General features: G+C 41.7%; 20 protein-coding genes and 1 pseudogene. 12 read left to right on the plus strand and 9 right to left on the minus strand.

Features of this window, described 5'->3' with window-relative positions:
* The first annotated feature begins 33 nt into the window (after positions 1–33).
* The 4 genes from hisS (at position 34) to der (ending at position 4,802) form a co-directional block, all read left to right on the plus strand.
* A complete protein-coding gene (hisS, locus tag AAC854_RS02150; protein ID WP_340615694.1) occupies positions 34–1,311 on the plus strand; it encodes a histidine--tRNA ligase in 1,278 nt (425 codons plus the stop codon).
* Between the two features lie 11 nt (positions 1,312–1,322).
* On the plus strand, positions 1,323–1,943 hold the full coding sequence (locus tag AAC854_RS02155) for a YfgM family protein (RefSeq protein ID WP_340615695.1): 621 nt from the start codon (positions 1,323–1,325) through the stop codon (positions 1,941–1,943).
* A 15-nt stretch (positions 1,944–1,958) separates the two neighbouring features.
* Entirely contained in the window at positions 1,959–3,131 is a 1,173-nt protein-coding gene (bamB, locus tag AAC854_RS02160; RefSeq protein WP_340615696.1) for an outer membrane protein assembly factor BamB, read from the plus strand.
* Between the two features lie 180 nt (positions 3,132–3,311).
* On the plus strand, positions 3,312–4,802 hold the full coding sequence (der, locus tag AAC854_RS02165; RefSeq protein ID WP_273546721.1) for a ribosome biogenesis GTPase Der: 1,491 nt from the start codon (positions 3,312–3,314) through the stop codon (positions 4,800–4,802).
* A 315-nt stretch (positions 4,803–5,117) separates the two neighbouring features.
* On the opposite strand, the gene AAC854_RS02170 is transcribed toward der, so the two are convergent.
* The 4 genes from AAC854_RS02170 to hemF form a co-directional block, all read right to left on the minus strand.
* On the minus strand, positions 5,118–5,327 hold the full coding sequence (locus tag AAC854_RS02170) for a protealysin propeptide domain-containing protein (protein ID WP_273546722.1): 210 nt from the start codon (positions 5,325–5,327) through the stop codon (positions 5,118–5,120).
* A 284-nt stretch (positions 5,328–5,611) separates the two neighbouring features.
* Positions 5,612–6,670, minus strand: coding sequence for a M4 family metallopeptidase (locus AAC854_RS02175; RefSeq protein ID WP_340615697.1), 1,059 nt, complete (start codon positions 6,668–6,670; stop codon positions 5,612–5,614).
* 228 nt (positions 6,671–6,898) lie between these two features.
* On the minus strand, positions 6,899–7,963 hold the full coding sequence (locus AAC854_RS02180) for a M4 family metallopeptidase (RefSeq protein ID WP_340615698.1): 1,065 nt from the start codon (positions 7,961–7,963) through the stop codon (positions 6,899–6,901).
* Positions 7,964–8,206: 243 nt separating this feature from the next.
* Positions 8,207–9,115: an oxygen-dependent coproporphyrinogen oxidase gene (gene hemF / locus AAC854_RS02185; protein ID WP_340615710.1), complete on the minus strand. Its 909-nt coding sequence runs from the start codon at positions 9,113–9,115 to the stop codon at positions 8,207–8,209.
* A gap of 140 nt (positions 9,116–9,255) precedes the next feature.
* On the opposite strand from hemF, the gene AAC854_RS02190 reads away from it, so the two are divergent.
* Positions 9,256–9,678 carry a GNAT family acetyltransferase gene (locus AAC854_RS02190; protein WP_340615699.1) on the plus strand — a complete coding sequence of 141 codons (423 nt, stop codon included), beginning with the start codon at positions 9,256–9,258 and terminating at the stop codon, positions 9,676–9,678.
* Between the two features lie 35 nt (positions 9,679–9,713).
* Here the strand turns inward: AAC854_RS02190 and AAC854_RS02195 are convergent, their stop codons facing one another.
* Positions 9,714–9,974 (minus strand): hypothetical protein, encoded by a 261-nt coding sequence (locus AAC854_RS02195; protein WP_340615700.1) that lies wholly within the window; start codon positions 9,972–9,974, stop codon positions 9,714–9,716.
* Positions 9,975–10,188: 214 nt separating this feature from the next.
* On the opposite strand from AAC854_RS02195, the gene AAC854_RS02200 reads away from it, so the two are divergent.
* The 6 genes from AAC854_RS02200 to cysM all read left to right on the plus strand — a co-directional run bounded on the left by AAC854_RS02200 (position 10,189) and on the right by cysM (position 16,059).
* The gene (locus AAC854_RS02200; protein ID WP_340615711.1) at positions 10,189–10,809 is read left to right on the plus strand and encodes an RpoE-regulated lipoprotein; all 621 of its coding nucleotides are present in this window, start codon (positions 10,189–10,191) and stop codon (positions 10,807–10,809) included.
* 416 nt (positions 10,810–11,225) lie between these two features.
* The gene (locus AAC854_RS02205) at positions 11,226–12,263 is read left to right on the plus strand and encodes a sulfate ABC transporter substrate-binding protein (RefSeq protein ID WP_340615701.1); all 1,038 of its coding nucleotides are present in this window, start codon (positions 11,226–11,228) and stop codon (positions 12,261–12,263) included.
* Positions 12,260–13,093, plus strand: coding sequence for a sulfate/thiosulfate ABC transporter permease CysT (gene cysT, locus AAC854_RS02210; protein WP_340615702.1), 834 nt, complete (start codon positions 12,260–12,262; stop codon positions 13,091–13,093). Before AAC854_RS02205 ends, cysT begins: the two co-directional genes overlap by 4 nt.
* Positions 13,093–13,938: a sulfate/thiosulfate ABC transporter permease CysW gene (gene cysW / locus AAC854_RS02215; RefSeq protein ID WP_340615703.1), complete on the plus strand. Its 846-nt coding sequence runs from the start codon at positions 13,093–13,095 to the stop codon at positions 13,936–13,938. Before cysT ends, cysW begins: the two co-directional genes overlap by 1 nt.
* Positions 13,939–13,954: 16 nt before the next feature.
* Entirely contained in the window at positions 13,955–15,043 is a 1,089-nt protein-coding gene (gene cysA, locus AAC854_RS02220) for a sulfate/thiosulfate ABC transporter ATP-binding protein CysA (protein ID WP_340615704.1), read from the plus strand.
* A gap of 134 nt (positions 15,044–15,177) precedes the next feature.
* Entirely contained in the window at positions 15,178–16,059 is an 882-nt protein-coding gene (gene cysM / locus AAC854_RS02225) for a cysteine synthase CysM (protein WP_340615705.1), read from the plus strand.
* Positions 16,060–16,310: 251 nt separating this feature from the next.
* Here the strand turns inward: cysM and crr are convergent, their stop codons facing one another.
* From crr to cysK, 4 genes are all read right to left on the minus strand, one after another.
* Positions 16,311–16,820, minus strand: a complete 510-nt coding sequence (gene crr / locus AAC854_RS02230) for a PTS glucose transporter subunit IIA (protein WP_187653448.1) — start codon at positions 16,818–16,820, stop codon at positions 16,311–16,313.
* 48 nt (positions 16,821–16,868) lie between these two features.
* Positions 16,869–18,596, minus strand: a complete 1,728-nt coding sequence (ptsI, locus tag AAC854_RS02235) for a phosphoenolpyruvate-protein phosphotransferase PtsI (RefSeq protein ID WP_340615706.1) — start codon at positions 18,594–18,596, stop codon at positions 16,869–16,871.
* Positions 18,597–18,720: 124 nt separating this feature from the next.
* Positions 18,721–18,978: a phosphocarrier protein Hpr gene (gene ptsH, locus AAC854_RS02240; protein WP_273546732.1), complete on the minus strand. Its 258-nt coding sequence runs from the start codon at positions 18,976–18,978 to the stop codon at positions 18,721–18,723.
* Positions 18,979–19,420: 442 nt separating this feature from the next.
* Complete coding sequence (gene cysK / locus AAC854_RS02245) at positions 19,421–20,374, minus strand: cysteine synthase A (protein WP_340615707.1); 954 nt, start codon at positions 20,372–20,374, stop codon at positions 19,421–19,423.
* A gap of 224 nt (positions 20,375–20,598) precedes the next feature.
* On the opposite strand from cysK, the pseudogene AAC854_RS02250 reads away from it, so the two are divergent.
* Positions 20,599–20,865 (plus strand): annotated as a pseudogene (locus tag AAC854_RS02250) (IS982 family transposase); the annotation flags it as partial.

The raw sequence follows: 20,865 nt of genomic DNA on the forward strand, positions 1-20,865 counted from the left end.
TGCCATTGTATAAATCTTAATAAGAGATAAAACGTGACAAAAAATATCCCAGCTATTCGTGGCATGAACGATTGCCTTCCTGCTGAAACGGCCATTTGGCAACGAGTTGAATCTACGCTAAAGCGTGTGCTGTCAGGTTATGGCTTCAGCGAAATTCGGACACCGATTGTAGAGCAGACCCCGTTATTTAAACGTGCAATTGGCGAAGTCACCGATGTTGTCGAAAAAGAAATGTACACTTTTGACGACCGCAATGGAGAAAGCTTGACCCTGCGCCCGGAAAGTACCGCAGGATGTGTCCGTGCCGGTATTCAACATGGTCTGCTGTACAATCAGGAACAGCGCTTATGGTATATCGGGCCTATGTTCCGATATGAGCGACCACAAAAAGGCCGTTACCGCCAATTCCATCAATTGGGTGCCGAAGTTTTTGGTTTGCAAGGGCCGGATATCGATGCTGAACTCATTTTAATGACAGCACGCTGGTGGCGCGAACTGGGCATTGCTGACCACGTTACGCTTGAATTGAACTCCATTGGTTCACTGGAAGCTCGTGCAGATTATCGTGACGCACTGGTTGAATTTCTTGAACAGCATAAAGAAAAGCTGGATGAAGACTGCCTGCGTCGGATGTATACCAACCCTCTGCGTGTATTGGATTCCAAAAATCCTGAAATTCAGCAACTTCTTAATGATGCACCGGAACTGTTTGAGTATCTTGATGCCGAATCAAAAGAACATTTTGATGGATTGTGTCAGATACTTGATAACGCGGGTATCAAATATCGCATCAATCAGCGTCTGGTTCGCGGCCTTGATTATTACAACCGTACAGTCTTTGAATGGGTAACTTCTGCATTGGGGGCACAGGGAACAGTCTGCGCGGGAGGGCGTTACGATGGTCTGGTTGAGCAACTGGGTGGAAAAGCAACACCGGCAGTGGGTTTCGCCATGGGCATGGAACGTATGGTTCTGTTAGTGCAGGAAATCAATCCTGACTTCGTTGCCGATTTGACAGTTGCTGATGTTTATCTCTCTTCCTTTGGTGAAGGCAGTCAACAAGCCGCATTGATTCTGGCAGAAAAAATCCGTGATCAACTGCCGGAATTGCGCCTGATGACCAACCACGGTGGAGGTAACTTTAAGAAACAATTGACTCGTGCGGGTAAGCATGGTGCTAAAGTTGCCCTGATCCTCGGAGAAGATGAAATTCAGTCTGGCAACGTAACAGTAAAAGATTTACGAAACGGTGAACAAGAAACGTTGTCACAACAAACGGTCGCGGCACGTTTGAGCGAATTGTTAGGCTAAGGAGAGACTCTGTGCAAGTCTATACCACTGAAACTGAACAAGTTGACGCGATAAAGCGTTTTTTCGTCACCAACGGTAAATACCTTGCTGTTGGTTTAGTTCTGGGCTTTGGCGCGTTGGTTGGCTGGCGTTACTGGCAGACTCATCAAACAAACCAATTATATGAAACGGCAGCAAAGTTTGAGAAATTGAACAAATCTCTGGCGTTGGGGTCGAAAGAGGGTGTTGCTGCCGCAGATAAATTTGCGAATGAAACGAATAATATCTACGGTGTCATGGCTGATTTGGGGCTGGCAAAACATGCTATCGGGCAGAATGACTTGGCTCAGGCTGAGAAAAATTTGCTGGCGGCATCAGGTAAAGCCACAGATGAAGATATGAAAACGTTATCCAACCTTCGATTGGCCCGGGTTCAATTAGCGGAAGATAAAACGGATGCTGCATTGAAAACGTTAGAATTGGTCAAGGGAAAAGGCTGGTTGGTTGTTGCTGAGGATATCCGTGGAGATATTCTGGTGAAAAAAGGTGATATAGCCGGTGCTCGTGCCGCATATTCCAAAGGGCTTGAATCTGATGGCCCTCAGTCGATGAAAGATTTCATTAAAATTAAACTTAATAATTTATCCAACTAAGGGAGCCAACTTCTAATGCAACTGCGAAAAACACTCTTGGTTGGGCTGGTTGCTTCTGTTCTGCTGGCTGGTTGTTCAAGCGAACAGGATACGGTAACCATGTCACCGTTGCCAAAGGTTGAAAATCAATTCAAACCTCGTGTTGTCTGGGATAAATCCGTTGGCAGCGGCGTTGGGTACTACTATTCTCACTTGTCACCGGCTTGGCAGGGCTCAACGGTTTATGCTGCTGACCGAAATGGTGTTGTCAAAGCGTTTGATATAGATAGTGGCAAAGAGTTGTGGGCAACGGACTTATCAGAGAAAGCAGGTCTTCTGTCATCCCGTTTGCCAGCTCTGCTGTCAGGGGGACTGACTGTTTCCGGTGATCGTCTCTATGTCGGCACAGAAAAAGCAAAAGTCATCGCGTTGGATGCCACAAACGGTAAAGTTGAATGGGATTCAACAGTTGCCGGCGAAGCGTTATCTCGCCCGGTGGTAAGTGATGGTTTCGTCTTGATTCACACTGGCAATGGTATGTTGCAGGCATTGAATGAAGGTGATGGTAGTATCGCATGGTCAGTTAACATGGATACACCTCCGTTGTCAGTTCGTGGTGAATCCGCTCCTGCCGTGGCTTATGGTGCCGCAGTTGTGGGTGGTGACAATGGACGTGTCAGTGCTGTCCTGCTGTCTCAAGGGCAATTAATTTGGCAGCAGCGCATTTCTCAGGTGACGGGAGCCACTGAAATCGATCGCCTGAATGACGTTGATATGACACCGGTCATTTCTAACAATGTTATTTATGCCATTGCTTATAACGGTAATTTAGTTGCAATGGATATGCGTTCGGGGCAGATCATCTGGAAACGTGATCTGGGTTCGGTGAATGATATGGTCGTGACTGATGATAATATTTTCATTGTTGATCAGGACGACCGTATTTTATCCCTGCGTAAGAGCGATGGGGTGACACTGTGGGCGCAAAGTGATCTCTTGCATCGTAACTTGACCGCACCGGAAATGTATAATGGCTATCTGGTTGTTGGAGATAGCGAAGGTTATCTGCATTGGTTGAATCTGGCTGATGGCAAATTTGTGGCTCAGCATAAGGTTGATGGTTCTGGCCTATTGAGCCGCCCTGTTGTTGTCAGCGATAAACTGATGGTACAAGCGAAGGACGGGACAGTTTACCTGTATACCCGCTAATTCCAGAACGTGTTTTAGCGTTATATAACGCTATACGAAATAGCACGAAACTATACGGCTCCTGTGCTGAAAGTAACAGGGGCCGTTTCGTCTTTTTAGTATCTTGTAGCAGTGAGCAACATTGGTTGGATCATTTCTAGCAGGATATCGATTTAAATTTAGTCATGAGGCATCAAAAAAATGATACCTGTCGTTGCGCTGGTTGGGCGCCCCAATGTTGGAAAATCCACCTTATTTAACCGATTAACCCGCACCAGAGATGCGCTGGTAGCGGATTTCCCTGGCTTAACCCGTGATCGTAAATATGGACGGGCAGAAGTTGAAGGGCAGGAGTTCATCATCATTGATACGGGAGGTATCGATGGTACGGAAGAAGGCGTAGAAACACATATGGCTACGCAATCTCTGATGGCTATCGAAGAGGCTGATATTGTTCTCTTCATGGTTGATGCCAGATCAGGGCTGATGCCAGCCGATCATGCGATTGCCAAGCATTTGCGCAGTCGTGAAAAAGCAACCTTTTTGGTGGCAAACAAGACTGATGGCATTGATATTGACACTTCCATTGCAGAATTCTACTCATTGGGATTAGGGGATATTTATTCTATTGCCGCTTCCCACGGCCGTGGCGTGACGCAGTTGATTGAACGTGCCTTGCTGCCTTTTTCTGAGAAAGAAGAAACGGAAGAAGTCGAATTAACGGAAGAAGAGGCTAATGCTGCTTATTGGGCAGAGATGGAACAGGCTGAACTTGATGCTTCTGTTGAACAGGAAGAAGAGGAAGCGTTTGATCCTACTGGCTTGCCTCTAAAACTTGCGATTGTTGGTCGTCCGAATGTAGGTAAATCCACATTAACCAACCGTATTCTGGGGGAAGAGCGGGTTGTCGTTTATGATATGCCAGGAACAACCCGTGACAGCATTTATATTCCTATGGAGCGTGATGGGCGCGAATATATCCTGATTGATACTGCGGGTGTTCGTAAACGGGGTAAGATTACGGAAACCGTTGAAAAATTCTCCGTTATTAAAACACTTCAGGCCATTGAAGACGCTAATGTCGTGTTATTGGTGGTAGATGCCCGTGAAGGTATTTCTGATCAGGATCTTTCTCTGCTCGGCTTTATTCTTAATAGCGGTCGCTCGCTGGTTATTGCCGTCAACAAATGGGATGGCATGAGTCAGGAAGATAAAGATCACGTCAAAGATATGCTGGATTTGCGTTTGGGCTTTGTTGATTTTGCGCGTGTTCACTTTATTTCTGCACTGCATGGTAGTGGTGTTGGCAATTTATTTGAGTCAATTCAGGAAGCTTATGAAAGCGCAACCCGCCGTGTTAACACTTCCTTACTGACCCGTATCATGCGCATGGCAGAAGATGATCATCAGCCGCCAATGATCCGTGGTCGTAGGGTTAAGATGAAATACGCTCATGCGGGAGGTTATAACCCACCGATTGTTGTGATCCACGGTAATCAGGTAACAGACTTACCCGATTCTTATAAGCGTTATTTGATGAATTACTTCCGTCGCTCTTTAAAAGTGATGGGAACACCGATTCGTATCCAGTTTAAAGAAGGGGCTAACCCTTATGCGGGTAAGAAAAATACATTAACAGCAACCCAGCTTCGTAAGCGTAAACGTTTAATGGAGCATTTGAAAAAGCGTTAATTATTTTAAAAAATACAATAAATAAAGGGCTATTTTTAGCCCTTTATTATCAAGGATTGCGTGTTTCCATTCGTAATCATAATCTAAAATAAATTTTTTTAGTGTTTTATTCTGCAAAATAAAAAATATTAGTTGTAACTGCTTTCTGTATATTTTATAGGATAAAGATAATCTATTTGTTCCCAACTCTATAATAAAATTCATAAATATAATGAATGTCAAAGCAATCCTTTAACTAAGTCATCCGCGGCCATGCGTGATGGCTTTGGTGCTTAACGTCAAAGAAACACTTCCCGATAGTGAATAATTATTTTATTATTCGGGTAGTATTTTGTCATTATATAATGACGAATTGTCTTCATTGGCGTGAGGCTTATTTTCTCTGGGTGAATGTTTCATTAATTGATTTACATGATCTAAAGTTTTCAATATAAATTCTTTATCTTCAGTATCACAATTTTTCGCAATACATTCCAATAAATAAGGAGGAATTATATTTTTCTTGTTTATCTGATTGCTATTCATAATAATACCCTATTCTATGTGTTTTTCATGTCTGAGTATATTTAGCCTAGTCATAATATTAACCAAACTAACCATGTTAGTCACTACTAAAAATGTAAATTTTTTATGGTGTGAGATTAACAAGTAAAATATTTGAAGTGGTGAAGGGGAAAAATGAAGTTTTATTGATGGGGGATAAACTTGAAAGATTAATTCTTTGATTCTGAAAATATCAGGAGGAATAAAAAATGATATATAATCAAGGCCTTCCTTAGCCATTTATTATCACAGAGAAATTGTCAATATCAGAGCAACGCTCCTACTTGCTTCCATGAATGAGTTACAATATCTGAAATTTTTTTACCAAATAATTTTTCTGCATTGTTGATAGTTAATATCGCGAAATCATTAAAGCTTGCTTTATGAGATAAACGTTCATCCAACAATGTCTCGTACCAAATCTTTCCTGCCAATTCCCATGAATAGCCGCCTAACTCGATCGCCAATAAATAGAATGCCTTATTGGGGATACCAGAATATTTGTGGACTCCTCCCTGGTCATCTCTAACGGATAGATCTTGATATTGGTCCATATGGCCAACTTGGTTGTCTTTTGGATTCGCGCTTCCGGGGTTTTTGAATGAGCGCAAAGCAATGTTGGGATCATTGTTTGGATTAAGTGCATAACCCAATATCCCTTGACCTATTAACCAATCAGATTCGCTTGCTTGTTGATTGTTTGTATACTGCTTCACCATAATGCCGAATACATCTGCGATAGATTCATTTAGTGCACCAGATTGATAGGCATAATCAAGATTTGCTTCACTTTCAATAACGCCGTGAGTTAATTCATGAGCAGTAATATCAATACAGGAGGTAAAGCGATTAAAATAGGGAGCATAACCATCACCAAAAACCATTTGGTTATTATCCCAAAATGCATTCATATAATTTTTCTGGTAATGCACGCTAGCAACTAGCTTAAGGCCCTTGTTATCAATCGAATTGCGTCCAAAAACGTTTTTATAGAACTCATAAGTCTTACCCAGATACTCATAAGCTTCATTAGCGGATATATCGTCGCTTGTAGCCGTTATTTCATCTAAAATTAGTATTTTTCCTGGATATTGATCATTATATTGAGCATCATAAACCGTTCTATCTAATTTATTATAATTTCCAGGCTGGTATTCATGAGTGAGAATATCCAACTCAGCAGAGCTATTCATTAAATTATAAACATGATTTAATGTTTTTAATATATATGCTTTATCACTTTGACCACAAATTTTTACGACGTATTCCAATAGAGAAGGTGGAATTATACCAGTTTTATTTAATTTAATTTGATGGTTGCGCATAATAATACCCCGCTTTTTAGATATTGTGTTTATTTTAATCCCTGGGATCCTTAATTAAGTATTAATCTAAATGGTGGTGTTCGCTACTAATGAGAAAGGTTTTTGTTGTATTTAATAATGTTAATTTATAAATATAATAAAGGATTATCCTTAATCCTTTATTATTTATTTTAGTGTTATCTTAAGGTTACTTCTTTTAACATAAATTGATATTGTATTAATATTGAGTTAATCATTTTTAGGAAGTAAAATACCAACCTGTTTCCAAGAGTTACTAACAATGTCTGAAATTTCCTTATCAAATAATTCTTCAGCATTTTCAATTGTCAGTTTGGCAAAATCTTCAAAATCTGCATCAGGATATAAACGTTTGTCCAGAAGAGTTTGATACCATATTTTCCCTGCTTTCTCCCAGGTATATCCCCCTAATTCAGTCGCAACTAAATAAAATGCCTTGTTAGGAATACCTGAATATATATGGACACCCCCGTTGTCTACGGTGAAGGGAAGGTCTTTATATTGATCCATATGGGCAACTTGTTTATCTCCGGAAAAAGCCTTTCCTGGATGAATAAAGCTGCGCAAGGCAACATCAGGCTTATTCTCCGGATTAAACTTAGGCCCTAACAAACCTTGCCCTAATAACCAATCAGATTCGCTTGCCTTTTGATTTTTTACATACTGCTTCACCATAATACCAAACACATCTGCGATGGATTCATTGAGTGCACCGGATTGGTAGAAATAATAAAGATCTGCTTCGCTTTCGATCACACCATGAGTCAGCTCATGTGCTATAACATCAATAGCGGAAGTAAAACGATTAAAGTATTTCCCATCTCCATCGCCGAATATCATTTGTTTTCTGGACCAAAACGCATTCAAGTAATTGTTACCATAATGCACTGTGGCAACTAGTTTTAGCCCTTTGTTATCGAGCGAGTTGCGGCCAAAAATGTTTTTATAAAACTCATAAGTTTTACCCAGATACTCATAAGCTTCATTGACTGCAACATCTTTGTCTTCAGGCATGCCTTCACTTCGGGACAGTTCTTCTCCGGGAAATTCCTCTTTGTTTTTGGCATCATAAATAGTGCGATTTAATTTATCATCTGATTCTACTTTATCTTCTTGATGAAGGAGATCCTCTTCAACGGTTGCGCTCATTAGGTGATAAACGTGATCTAATGTCTTTGATACATATTGATTAGTACATTCATCGCAATCATTAGATATTTGTTCCAAAACAAATGGAGGAATTAAGCTGTATTTGTTGATTTGATTATTGCTCATGGTAATCCCCTCTATTTTTATTAGATATTGTGTTTGTTTTTTGGGCCCGGATTGAATACTAACTGTAATTTTAGAGTTAGTCATTAGGGGGAATATTGATTTTTTATGGCAGGGTATTGCCAATGAAAAAATATGAACAATTTTATTAATGTTCTGATAATTATCTGGTCTATTTAATGGGGTTAGGAAGTGAAAATATAAAACAGGAACACAGAGATAATCGTATATTCCTGTTTTTAATTGTTAAACCCAATCTTTTTTTATCAGAAATGAATTATATAATTCAGATTCTGGAGAATTAGGTTCCGGAGTATAACCATATTCCCAACGTACCAACGGAGGCATAGACATTAATATTGATTCAGTTCTGCCACCGCTTTGCAGACCAAATAGAGTTCCTCTATCCCAAACTAAATTGAATTCAACATAGCGGCTTCGACGATATAACTGAAATTGTCTTTCACGATCACCCCAAGCCATATTTTTTCTTCGTTCTACAATCGGTAAATAAGCAGGCAAGAATCCGTTGCCGACAGATTGTGTAAAATTAAAACAGGTATCAAAATCAGGTGTATTTAAATCGTCGTAAAATAAGCCGCCAATACCACGCGGTTCATTTCGATGTTTTATAAAAAAGTAATCATCACACCATTCTTTGTATTTTGGATAAATATCATCACCAAACGGTTGGCATAAAGTCTTGGCAACGCTATGCCAGTGGATGGCATCTTCTTTGAAACCATAATAAGGAGTGAGATCAAACCCACCGCCAAACCACCATAAAGGCGTTTCTCCTTCTTTTTCAGCAATAAAGAAGCGCACATTCGCATGGCTGGTTGGGATATAGGGGTTTAGCGGATGGATAACAAGGGAGACTCCCATGGCTTGATAGCTACGACCGGCTAATTCTGGACGATGAGCTGTGGCAGAGGCCGGCATTGATTTTCCCATGACATGCGAAAAGTTTACGCCGGCTTGTTCAAAAATACCGCCAGCGGTTAACACACGACTGCGTCCGCCACCGCCTTCTTCCCGTTGCCAACAGTCTTCTATGAATGTTGAATGACCATCAATTTGCTCCAGTTGCTTACAAATTTGATCCTGTAATGAGAGGAAAAAATCTTTAACTTGAGATATATTAGGTGTATTCATTTCTGCTTTCATTTTGGTTAGTTTATGAATATTAGCAGTATACCTGTTAGTATCAGTAAACGCATTTTCATATTGATTCTAAAATAAAAGCAGTGATAATTAACGTTGATTCAACTGCTTATTAGATAGGCTTACTAACTATGGAAATTCGGGTATTTCGGCAAGACGACTTTGAAGCCGTCATCACACTTTGGGAACGCTGTGATTTGATTAATTCTGGTGATGATCCAGAAATAGACATTGAGCGTAAATTAAACCATGATGCTGATTTGTTTCTGGTTGCTGAAGTTGCCGGGGAAGTAGTTGGTACAGTTATGGGTGGCTATGATGGGCATCGCGGACATGCGTATTATTTGGCCGTTCATCCTGAATTCAGGGGTAGGGGAATTGCTAATGCGTTAATTTCCCGTTTAGAAAAGAAATTATTGGCAAGAGGTTGTCCAAGTATTTTGATCATGGTTCCAGAAGAAAATGATGCAACAATTTGTATGTGTGAAAAGATGGAATATGATTATTTAGGGCAGGAAAGTGCCATTTTTAGTAAGCGATTGATTATTGATTAAAATATAAAATGGCTGAGAATTATATATTATTTATGTTATTCAGCCATTATTTTTTTTACTATAATTTTTATAGAATGAGTCAAGTTTCTCATGTGTTTGTTTTTTTTAACAAGAAGATCCTTTGACAAGCCCAGATTTTTATTATCTGTATCAAATATAATTTTGGCCTGAATGTGTCCATCTTTATCTTTAAAGATATAATACTTTTCAGGAATCGAAGTTTCAGATTTTTCTTCTAATACATACCAGTTAGAGTTTAACTGGTAATCAATATATTGTCCTTCAGGCAGATCCATTGTTTTCTCCCGACTGTATTTTTTGAACATTGATTTACAGTACTGTTTGTTCTTTAAACAGATCGGCAATGTCATATTATTAATGTGTTATTAACATCGGTTTTACGTTTCTATTGATGAATGGTTTTGTATTTACAAGGGAATGTTTTTTTGGAAATGTGGTCTGATAGATGTCAAGTTATTGCCCATAGAGACTTCAAGGTAAAAAATCGTGATGGATAAATTTTTTGTATTCAAATTCCTGCCTAAACAGCGGATCATTACACTCAGTAGTTTAGTTGGGTGCTCATTTTTGTTAACCGCTTGTGCCGGGACAGCGGGATTTTCATGGTCTTCTTTATCGCCTTTAAACTGGTTTGGCAGTTCCCTGAGTGTCTCTGAACAAGGGATTGGAGAAATCAATAAACAGACAGGCATGACTCAATCCGCAGTTGAGCAAGGCTTGGGAGATAAATATCGCCTGCGTAGTGGTATGGAAACGCAAGGGGGTCAATTAATTAGCGTGATTCAGGGAATGGAAGGTGATCAGGTCAAACTCGAATTTTATGGTCTGGTCAATGGAAAGGTTAATCGTATTGATGTATTGGATGAGGAAATTAAAACGGTTTGGGGAACGAAAATAGGAACCCCTTTCTCCGAGCTATATGGCAAGGCATTTGGTGCATGCCAGCGATCCAATGAGTTCACCATGCAACCTACAGTTATCTGTCGTGCCCCGCAAAGTCAGCATGTCAGTTACGTTTTTACCGGAATTTGGGATGGCCCTGAAGGGTTATTGCCTTCTGATGATGTTCTGAAAGATTGGAAGATTTCGCGTATTATCTGGAAACCCTGATAAAACCTCAAAGAGAGTTTTTATTAAAGTTAAACTCTCTTTTTCCTCTTATCTTATATAAGGGATAAGCAGGGATACAGCCAAAATCGTTATTACCAGCATTTTACTATTATCATCCTAAATGAGTAACCTTACATTCCCTGTACCTTATCTCGTTTCATCATTTCTCATAAGAATTTAATATATAAAACAGTAGGTAGTTAGCTATCCTGTTATAAATATTCTGGATACAGTATACCTTTCATCTTTCAAGTTGCTGCTTTGTTGGCTACGCTCACTCACCTTTGGTTACGTAGTTATAAACATAGAGCCAGCTATCCTTCTGAGGATTTGCTTTTTTGCCGTCGCTCTGCAACTTGAAATCTATTGGATGTAGAAAAAACTGTTGTCTAATTGCGTGATGGGTAAGGTGTTAGATGAAGATAATGACAATAAAAATTAAATTATTAAGCAGGTTGGCTGCCATATCATTTTTGGTCAGCCTTAGTGCTTATAGCACCAACGCCTTGGCTGTCGAGTTGCTGAATAGTTCTTACGACATTGGGCGAGAATTATTTTCGGGCTTGAATCCTGTATTTGAGAAACATTGGAATGAACAGCACCCACAGGAAAAATTAACTATTAAACAATCTCATGCGGGCTCTTCTAAACAGGCGCTGGCTATTTTGCATGGATTGCGAGCGGATGTAGTCACTTATAACCAAGTCACGGATATTCAGATACTGCATGATCGTGGCAATTTTATTCCCGCCAACTGGCAGCAACGCCTGCCGAATAACAGTTCACCATATTATTCCACAATGGCCTTCTTGGTACGCAAAAATAACCCCAAGCATATTCGGAATTGGGATGATTTAGTGCGTAATGATGTGAAATTAATTTTTCCAAACCCAAAAACCTCAGGTAATGGTCGTTATACCTATTTAGCGGCATGGGGCGCTTTTCAAAAGCAAGATCCGCATGAGACAGAGAAAGTACGCCAACAGATGCAGCGCTTTTTGCAAAATGTAGAGGTATTTGATACGGGCGGACGTGGAGCAACCACTTCGTTTATTGAGCGTGGGTTAGGGGATGTTCTGATTAGTTTTGAATCTGAGGTCAATAATATCCGCAAACAATATGGTGAAGATAATTATCAAGTGGTTGTGCCGCCAGTGAATATTCTGGCTGAATTCCCCGTGACATGGGTTGATAAAAACGTCCGGAAGAACGGGACGGAAGCTGTAGCCAAAGCATATTTAAATTATCTGTATAGTCCGGCAGCACAAAAAATCATCGCCGATTTTAATTATCGTGTAGTTGATAAAGATGTTATGGAAGCCCGGCACCCCCGTTTTCCTGCAACCAGATTGTTTCGTCTGGAAGAACAATTCGGTAGCTGGCCTCAAGTGATGAAAACGCATTTCGGCACTGGTGGAACGCTTGATCAATTATTGATGGAAGGGCGTAAATGATGTGGAGATTCAGCAAACGCGTCTTGCCCGGATTTGGGTTGAGCTTGGGCTGTAGTCTGTTTTATACCTGCCTTATCCTGTTATTGCCATTAAGTGCCTTGGTAGTACAGCTTTCCAGTATGACATGGGAGCAATACTGGCAGGTGATTGCCAACCCACAAGTTGTTGCCGCTTATAAGGTGACATTGTTGGCGGCTGCGGTTGCCAGTCTGTTCAATATGGTTTTTGGCATGTTGATGGCATGGATATTAACGCGCTACCAATTTCCGGGGCGCAGTTTACTTGATGGTTTGATGGATTTGCCGTTTGCTTTACCGACGGCAGTTGCAGGTTTAACGTTGGCGACGTTGTTTTCTGCAACCGGATGGTATGGTGCCTGGCTTGGTCATATTGATATCAAAGTCACAAATACCTGGCTGGGCATTGCGGTAGCAATGGCATTTACCAGTTTGCCTTTTGTTGTTCGTACTGTGCAGCCAGTGCTTGAAGAACTGGGTCCTGAATATGAAGAAGCCGCGCAGACATTGGGAGCAAGTCGCTGGCAAACTTTTCAGCGGGTTATTTTGCCGGAAGTTTCACCGGCATTGATTGCAGGGACAGTGCTCTCTTTTACCCGCAGTCTGGGGGAGTTTGGTGCTGTAATTTTCATTGCGGGCAACATTGCCTGGCAAACCGAGGTTGTCTCTTTAATGATCTTTGTTCGCTTGCAAGAATTTGATTATCCGGCAGCCAGTGCAATTGCTTCAGTCATTCTTGCCACGTCATTACTACTCTTGTTTAGTGTCAATGTATTACAAAGCCGCTTTGGGAAACGGATAGGAGGGCATTGATGACTGAGTTTTCCGAATACACAGTGGCACAACATTCCCCGATAAATTGGGGGAAATGGTTGCTGATTGGCACAGGTATACTTTTTTCGGTTCTGTTGCTGGTGATCCCGATAGCGTGGATTTTTCTGACTGCCTTTTCCAAAGGGCTGGACATCGTTACCCAGAACCTTTTCGATTCCGATATGCTGCATGCTATTTGGTTAACAGTGATGATTGCGCTTATCACTGTTCCCATCAATTTGGTTTTTGGTGTGATGACGTCATGGTTAGTAACACGTTTCCAATTCCCCGGCAGACAACTATTACTGACATTAATTGATATTCCGTTTGCGGTTTCGCCGGTTGTCGCAGGGCTGCTTTATCTCCTGTTTTATGGTGCCAATGGCTGGCTGGGAAGTTGGTTGGGTGACTATGGCATTCAATTAATGTTTTCATGGCCGGGAATGGTACTGGTAACCGTATTCGTAACATGCCCGTTTGTTGTTCGGGAATTGGTGCCAGTGATGTTGAGTCAGGGCAGTCAGGAAGATGAGGCAGCTATATTACTGGGCGCTTCCGGTTGGACGATGTTCTGGCATGTGACATTACCAAATATTCGTTGGGCACTGTTGTATGGAGTTGTTTTGACTAACGCTCGGGCAATAGGGGAATTTGGCGCAGTGTCCGTCGTATCAGGATCGATTCGGGGAGAAACCTATACTTTGCCTTTGCAGGTTGAACTTCTTTATCAGGATTACAACACAGTTGGCGCATTTACGGCAGCAGCCTTATTGGCAGTAATGGCGATTATTACTCTGATTGTCAAAAGTGCGTTGCAATGGCGTTTGAGCCGTCAGCAAGGGTAAGGTATGGGGACAGAATATGAGTATTGAAATCACTAAAATCAGTAAATCTTTTGGTCGTTCTCAGGTACTGAATGAAATTTCACTGGATATCGAATCCGGTGAGATGATCGCCCTGCTCGGGCCGTCAGGTTCTGGCAAAACGACATTGTTGCGGATTATTGCAGGGCTTGAACAGCAAAATTCAGGCCAATTGAAATTTCACGGTCAGGATGTCAGCCGGGTACATGCGAAAGATCGGCGTGTCGGGTTTGTCTTCCAACATTACGCCTTATTTCGTCATATGACGGTGTTTGACAACGTGGCTTTTGGCCTGACTGTACTTCCTCGTCGCCAGCGCCCCGGTAGCGAGGCGCTGCGTAGTAAGGTCATGGCATTGCTCGATATGGTGCAGTTATCCCATTTGGCTGACCGTTATCCATCACAGCTCTCTGGCGGGCAAAAACAACGGGTGGCGCTGGCAAGGGCATTGGCCGTAGAACCACAAATCCTTTTGTTGGATGAGCCTTTTGGTGCATTGGATGCACAGGTGCGAATGGAGTTGCGCCGCTGGTTGCGTCAGCTTCATGAAGAATTGAAATTTACCAGCGTGTTTGTCACCCATGATCAGGAAGAGGCAATGGAAGTGGCGGATAGAGTGGTACTGATGAATCACGGACACATTGAACAGGTTGGAACACCACAGCAAGTGCGGAATGAACCGGAGAGCCGCTTTGTGCTCGAGTTCATGGGGGAAACCAATAAATTCCGTGGTGAAATTAAAGGTTCACAACTCTGGGTTGGCGGGAGAATTTTCCCATTGGATATCACTCCCTTGCATCAGGGGAAAGTGGAAGTCTTTTTCCGGCCATGGGATATGACACTCAGTAAACAGCAAACGGCTTCTTGCCCCTTGCCAATTCAGATCGTGGAAGTTAGCCCGCGTGGGCATTTTTCTCTCTTATCTCTCCAACCAATAGGATGGGGAGGTGAATTACTCTCAGTTGTCTGGAAAGATAATTCATCTATTCCGGCCAGAGGAGATTATTATTTTATTGGAGGAACAGGCGCTCGCTTATATACGGGAGATTTACCGTTAAAAGTCTTAAGACTGGCTGAATCGGCCTGATTCGATACATTTTTATTATTAATCCTTGCTTCCCTTTTATAACGGGGAAACAGGGATTTTTTGCTTAATATCTTGCTACCGTATTCTGAATATGATTAGTTGGTTACCCATTTTCATATGAACTAGGTAATACTGTGGCAAGCTTGGAAGACTTTATAGGTAATACACCACTGGTAAAATTACAGCAGATCACAGAAGGTGTTGATGCGGAAATTTGGGTAAAACTGGAAGGTAATAATCCAGCGGGTTCTGTAAAAGACCGGGCTGCTCTTTCAATGATCCAGCAGGCAGAATTGCGCGGAGAAATTACACCCGGTGATGTTCTGATTGAAGCAACGAGCGGGAATACTGGCATTGCACTGGCTATGATCGCGGCAGTAAAGGGATATCGCTTAAAACTTCTGATGCCTGAAAATATGAGCCTTGAACGACAGGCATCAATGCGGGCTTATGGCGCGGAATTAATTTTGGTTAGTAAAGAGCTGGGAATGGAAGGTGCGCGAGATTTGGCACAAGAAATGGAAAAAAAGGGAGAAGGGAAGGTTCTCGATCAGTTTAATAACACGGATAACTCACTGGCGCATTTTAAAACCACCGGCCCGGAAATTTGGCAACAGACACAAGGCCGGGTGACACACTTTGTTTCCAGTATGGGAACAACCGGCACGATTACCGGTGTGAGTCGCTACCTGAAATCTCAATCAGACAAAGTGCAAATCACAGGATTACAACCCGCAGAAAATAGCCATATCCCGGGTATCCGTCGTTGGTCTCCGGCTTATATGCCAGGTATTTACCAGAAAGAGTTGGTGGATCAGATTTTGGATATCACTCAGTTGGAAGCTGAAACGACAATGCGTTTATTGGCACAGAAGGAAGGTATTTTCTGTGGTGTTAGCTCTGGTGGCGCAGTTTCTGGGGCACTTCGCATTGCGGCTGAAAACCCTGACTCCGTTATTGTGGCAATTATTTGCGATCGTGGTGATAGATATTTATCCACAGGGGTATTCAATTAAGCGTTTTTCGTTGGAGGGAATTTCTACGTTTGGTGGGTGGGAATTGGTTTCTCCCAATGCGAATCACTGGCGGATGTTTATCCGGATAACTGAGTCCTGCTTCAAGGGATTTTCCTCTTTGTCATCATACTGTATGTTGGAACCCATTGAGATTAGCGTAAAAAATCGCCTCTGTATTATCAGGTTGAATGAATAAAGTACCTGACAAAACAGTGGCGATTCACGAACCATCCAAAAACTAAGATGATCGGTTATTTTTTGATGCGCATGATGACGGATTCACCAACGACAACTGATCCACTCACCTTAGATAACTCTTTAATCTCGTCCATGTTGGAAATAACAACAGGAGTTAAGGTTGATTTAGCTCTTTCTTCCAGAAATGCCAAATCAAACTCTAGAACCAAATCGCCTTTCTGTACTCGTTGGCCTTCTTCAGCAATGCGCTTAAAACCTTCGCCTTTTAGTTCAACAGTATCAATACCAAAATGTACGAATAGCTCAATGCCACTATCGGACTCGATAGAAAAAGCATGATTAGTTTCGAAGATCTTACCAATGGTGCCATCAACAGGAGCAACAATTTTATTGCCGGTCGGTTTAATGGCGATGCCATCACCCACAATTTTCTCGGCAAAAACAACATCCGGAACATCTTCTATATTGACTATCTCACCTGACAATGGGGCGATAATTTCAATACTGCCGCTGTTTTTTTTATCGTCTGAAACCAGAGATTTCAATTTATCAAGCAGACCCATGAATCTTCTCCTAATTGTTTTAATGGGACCATGTTCTGGCTAATGTGTTTAGCAGAGTGTTTTTTCTCTGGTAAAAGTGTCAACCAAATCCATCAATTCCTGTGCTGTTGGCTGAACTAAAGCTTGTTCTGCCAGTGCCTTAGCATCATCGTAATTGGTATTACGGATGATCTTTTTAATGCGTGGAATTGATATCGCACTCATACTGAATTCATCCAAACCCATGCCCAAAAGCAACAGTGTAGCGCGCTCGTCACCGGCAAGTTCTCCGCACATCCCAGTCCATTTACCTTCTGCGTGTGAGGCATCGATAACCTGCTTGATTAAGTTCAACACTGCTGGAGACATTGGGTTGTAAAGATGAGAAATCAGCTCATTACCACGGTCTACCGCAAGAGTATACTGAGTTAGATCGTTCGTCCCAATACTAAAAAAGTCAACTTCTTTTGCAAGATGATGAGCAATGGTTGCAGCTGCAGGTGTTTCCACCATGATGCCCACTTCAATCGATTCATCATATGCTTTGCTTTCATTGCGTAATTGTTCTTTGAGCAATGTTAGTTCAGCTTTCAAGTCCCGAATCTCTTCGACTGAAATGATCATCGGGAACATAACACGAAGTTTACCAAATGCAGAGGCTCTCAGAATAGCACGTAATTGAGAATGTAAGATCTCTTTACGATCAAGGCAAATACGGATTGCTCGCCAGCCAAGGAATGGGTTTTCTTCTTTTGGCAGATTCATGTAAGGCAGATCTTTATCGCCACCGATGTCCATCGTGCGAATAATGATAGCTTGATTGCCAACGGCTTCCGCTACTGCTTTATAGGCTTCAAATTGTTCGTCTTCAGTCGGCAGGGCATCGCGATCCATAAACAGGAATTCGGTACGATATAAACCGACACCTTCAGCCCCATTGCGCTCAGCTCCCATGACATCACGAACTGTGCCAATGTTGGCGCACACTTCAACTTGATGCCCATCCAGTGTGATGGCAGGTAAATCTTTTAGTTTTGCCAGCTCGGCTTTTTCTGTCAGGTATTCGCTTTTTGCGGTTTTCAGTTGCTCGATTTCGGCATCAGATGGGTTCACATAAATTTGGCTGTTAACCGCATCAAGAATCAGATAACTGCCATTTTTGATTTGTTTGGTTGCGTTGGTTGTCCCAACAATGGCGGGTAATTCCAAAGAGCGGGCCATAATGGAGGTGTGGGAAGTGCGGCCGCCCAGATCAGTAATGAAACCGAGTACTTTATCCAGATTGAGTTGCGCGGTTTCTGATGGTGTTAAGTCACTGGCAACCAGAATCACTTCTTCTTCAATCGAACCTAAGTCGATAATTGGCATATCCAGAATATTTCTCAGCAAACGCTTACCGATATCACGAACATCGGCCGCACGTTCTTTCAAATATTCATCATCCAGTTCTTCCAGCGCCTTAGCTTGATCTTCAATGACGGAATAAACAGCAGCATCTGCGGTTGCCAGGTTTTTCTTGATAAGAGTAACAATTTCCTGCTCTAACTCTTCATCTTCCAGCAACATAATATGGCCTTCGAAGATCTCGGCCTTTTCTGCACCCAAGTTTTTTTCGGCTGTTTCTCTGATTATTTCTAGCTGTGCGGAAGATTTGTCGCGGCCTTGTTTAAAGAGGGAAATTTCTTGTTCGACTTGTTCAGGGGTAATTTTTTTATGGTTGATAATGATCGGGTCTTCTTTCAGCAATAATGCCTTACCGAAAGCAATGCCTGGTGATACTAAGATGCCTGAAATCATACTATATGACCTTACTGCGGATGATTACCTTTCATTGAGCTTCAGGGGGAGGCTCTAAATACCCCCGGGTTTTATCAATCCGGGGATAAACTGAATGAAATGAATTGGTTTGATAAGTGGACGATTATTCCAATTCACCCATCAGTTTAACTAAATGTGTAACAGCTTGTTGCGCATCATCGCCTTCAGCAGCAATCGTTACAACTGTACCTTGAGTCAGTCCCAGTGTTTGTAGTTTAAACAGGCTTTTTGCGCTGGCAGACTTGCCTCCAGAAGTTAGGGTGATGTCAGAAGAAAAGCCTTTTGCTTCTTTGACGAACTGTGCAGCAGGGCGAGTGTGGAGGCCGTTTGGTGCAGTAATAGTAACTTCTTGCTGGAACATAGTATTTCCTCAATAACTTAAATATTCGTTGATAAGCTAAGAGAATTCTAAAGCTAGTGTAGTTGAATTCCCTTAGACTTGTACAACCGTTAAATTGATAATGAAATAAGGTGTATACCTTTCATCTTTCAAATTGTGGTTCGATTGAATACAACTTGAAATTTATCGAATGTATATTAATCATTATCAAAAAATTAACACACTTGATGCATTCAATTGTTGAGTTGGTGTTAATACACGCTATTCGAGTAATAGCGGAATTGAATAATCTTTTAGCTGTCGGCTTTGCGATTAATTTCGTGCATCAAAATAATTACTGGTTAAATACTAAAGCTGCTTGAATAAATCATCTAGGAAAGCTTTAAAGTTTGATCTAATGCACAAAAAAGCACCCTTAAGGTGCCTTTTTGTCAATGTAATGAAAAATATTACTGCGTGATTTTCAATCATTAGATAAATCAGCAAACAATACCGTACTCAGGTAACGTTCAGCCGAAGAAGGTAAAATCACCACAATATTTTTGTCTTTGTATTCATCTTCTTGTGATAATTTGATTGCTGCTGCAACAGCGGCTCCCGAAGAAATACCGGCAAGAATGCCTTCTTTTTCAGTAACTTCGCGTGCTATCTGAATGGCTTCTTCATTACTGATTTTAAAAACACGGTCAATTAATGTTAAATCTAAGTTATCAGGGATGAAACCAGCGCCGATCCCCTGAATTTTATGTGGGCCTGGTTTAAGTTCTTCACCGGCCAATTTCTGACTGATAACAGGTGAATCTTCTGGTTCTACTGCGACGATGGTCACGGGTTTGCCACGAGTGTTTTTCAGGTAACGAGCAACTCCGGTAATAGTGCCGCCAGTTCCTACACCCGCAACAAAAACATCTACATTACCGTCGGTATCTTCCCAAATTTCAGGGCCAGTGGTTTTTTCGTGAATTTCTGGATTGGCTGGATTACTGAACTGTTGCAGGAGTATATAACGGTTGGGATCGCTGTCATGGATTTCGTTGGCTTTGTCAATGGCACCTTTCATGCCTTTTGCACCTTCGGTCAGCACCAGTTTGGCTCCCAAGGCTTTCAGGAGCTTACGGCGCTCAAGGCTCATTGTTTCGGGCATGGTCAATGTCAGCTTATAACCACGAGCCGCTGCAACATAGGCAAGTGCAATCCCGGTGTTGCCACTGGTCGGTTCAATAAGTTCTTTATCTTTGGTCAAAATACCGCGTTTCTCAGCATCCCAAATCATATTGGCACCAATGCGGCACTTTACACTGAAACTGGGATTACGGGATTCTATCTTTGCCAAGATGCGGCCATTAGTGAAATTTTTTAGACGTACCAGCGGAGTGTGACCAATAGTTAACGAATTGTCTTCATAAATTTTGCTCATTGTTCGATTGCCCCTAAAATACCGTTAGATACAGATTAACCATACGCTAACATCTTATTTATGGAAATAAAGTTTCAATCTATTCTTATTATATAAAAGAATATTAGATAGCTATTTTATGTTATTTAACGCGATGCTCGACTTTTATGATGAGTTGAAATGACATAGCCGCTCCTTTATAACTTTAAGTCGTCAAAAATAGAGAAATAAAGGAACAAAAGGCTATGTCACAGCAAGATTTTATCATTTGGGTGTTTTGTTGGGTAGATGACAATTTAATGCAGTTACAGCAAGGTATGCGATTCAGAAGCCGAGGGCTCCCACCTAAATTGAGTGATGCGGAAGTCATCACGATGGAAGTGATTGGTGAATTCTTAGGTTTTTCAACAGATAAAGGGATTTGGACGTATTTTTGTCACCACTGGCGCGACTGGTTTCCGGGGTTAGGTTCACGGGCCAACTTTGCCAAACAGGCCGCGAACCTTTGGGTT

Source organism: Xenorhabdus entomophaga, from assembly GCF_037996725.1.
GTDB classification, from domain to species: domain Bacteria; phylum Pseudomonadota; class Gammaproteobacteria; order Enterobacterales; family Enterobacteriaceae; genus Xenorhabdus; species Xenorhabdus khoisanae.

Excerpts from the sequence above, each read along its gene's own strand:
- der (WP_273546721.1), top strand. The coding sequence starts at position 3,312 with ATGATACCTGTCGTTGCGCTGGTTGGGCGCCCCAATGTTGGAAAATCC.
- ptsI (WP_340615706.1), bottom strand. The coding sequence starts at position 18,596 with ATGATTTCAGGCATCTTAGTATCACCAGGCATTGCTTTCGGTAAGGCA.
- AAC854_RS02205 (WP_340615701.1), top strand. The coding sequence starts at position 11,226 with ATGAAGATAATGACAATAAAAATTAAATTATTAAGCAGGTTGGCTGCC.
- AAC854_RS02175 (WP_340615697.1), bottom strand. The coding sequence starts at position 6,670 with ATGCGCAACCATCAAATTAAATTAAATAAAACTGGTATAATTCCACCT.
- bamB (WP_340615696.1), top strand. The coding sequence starts at position 1,959 with ATGCAACTGCGAAAAACACTCTTGGTTGGGCTGGTTGCTTCTGTTCTG.
- cysA (WP_340615704.1), top strand. The coding sequence starts at position 13,955 with ATGAGTATTGAAATCACTAAAATCAGTAAATCTTTTGGTCGTTCTCAG.
- AAC854_RS02200 (WP_340615711.1), top strand. The coding sequence starts at position 10,189 with ATGGATAAATTTTTTGTATTCAAATTCCTGCCTAAACAGCGGATCATT.
- cysT (WP_340615702.1), top strand. The coding sequence starts at position 12,260 with ATGATGTGGAGATTCAGCAAACGCGTCTTGCCCGGATTTGGGTTGAGC.
- AAC854_RS02190 (WP_340615699.1), top strand. The coding sequence starts at position 9,256 with ATGGAAATTCGGGTATTTCGGCAAGACGACTTTGAAGCCGTCATCACA.
- AAC854_RS02180 (WP_340615698.1), bottom strand. The coding sequence starts at position 7,963 with ATGAGCAATAATCAAATCAACAAATACAGCTTAATTCCTCCATTTGTT.
- crr (WP_187653448.1), bottom strand. The coding sequence starts at position 16,820 with ATGGGTCTGCTTGATAAATTGAAATCTCTGGTTTCAGACGATAAAAAA.
- AAC854_RS02170 (WP_273546722.1), bottom strand. The coding sequence starts at position 5,327 with ATGAATAGCAATCAGATAAACAAGAAAAATATAATTCCTCCTTATTTA.
- cysK (WP_340615707.1), bottom strand. The coding sequence starts at position 20,374 with ATGAGCAAAATTTATGAAGACAATTCGTTAACTATTGGTCACACTCCG.
- AAC854_RS02195 (WP_340615700.1), bottom strand. The coding sequence starts at position 9,974 with ATGGATCTGCCTGAAGGACAATATATTGATTACCAGTTAAACTCTAAC.
- cysW (WP_340615703.1), top strand. The coding sequence starts at position 13,093 with ATGACTGAGTTTTCCGAATACACAGTGGCACAACATTCCCCGATAAAT.
- hemF (WP_340615710.1), bottom strand. The coding sequence starts at position 9,115 with ATGAATACACCTAATATATCTCAAGTTAAAGATTTTTTCCTCTCATTA.
- ptsH (WP_273546732.1), bottom strand. The coding sequence starts at position 18,978 with ATGTTCCAGCAAGAAGTTACTATTACTGCACCAAACGGCCTCCACACT.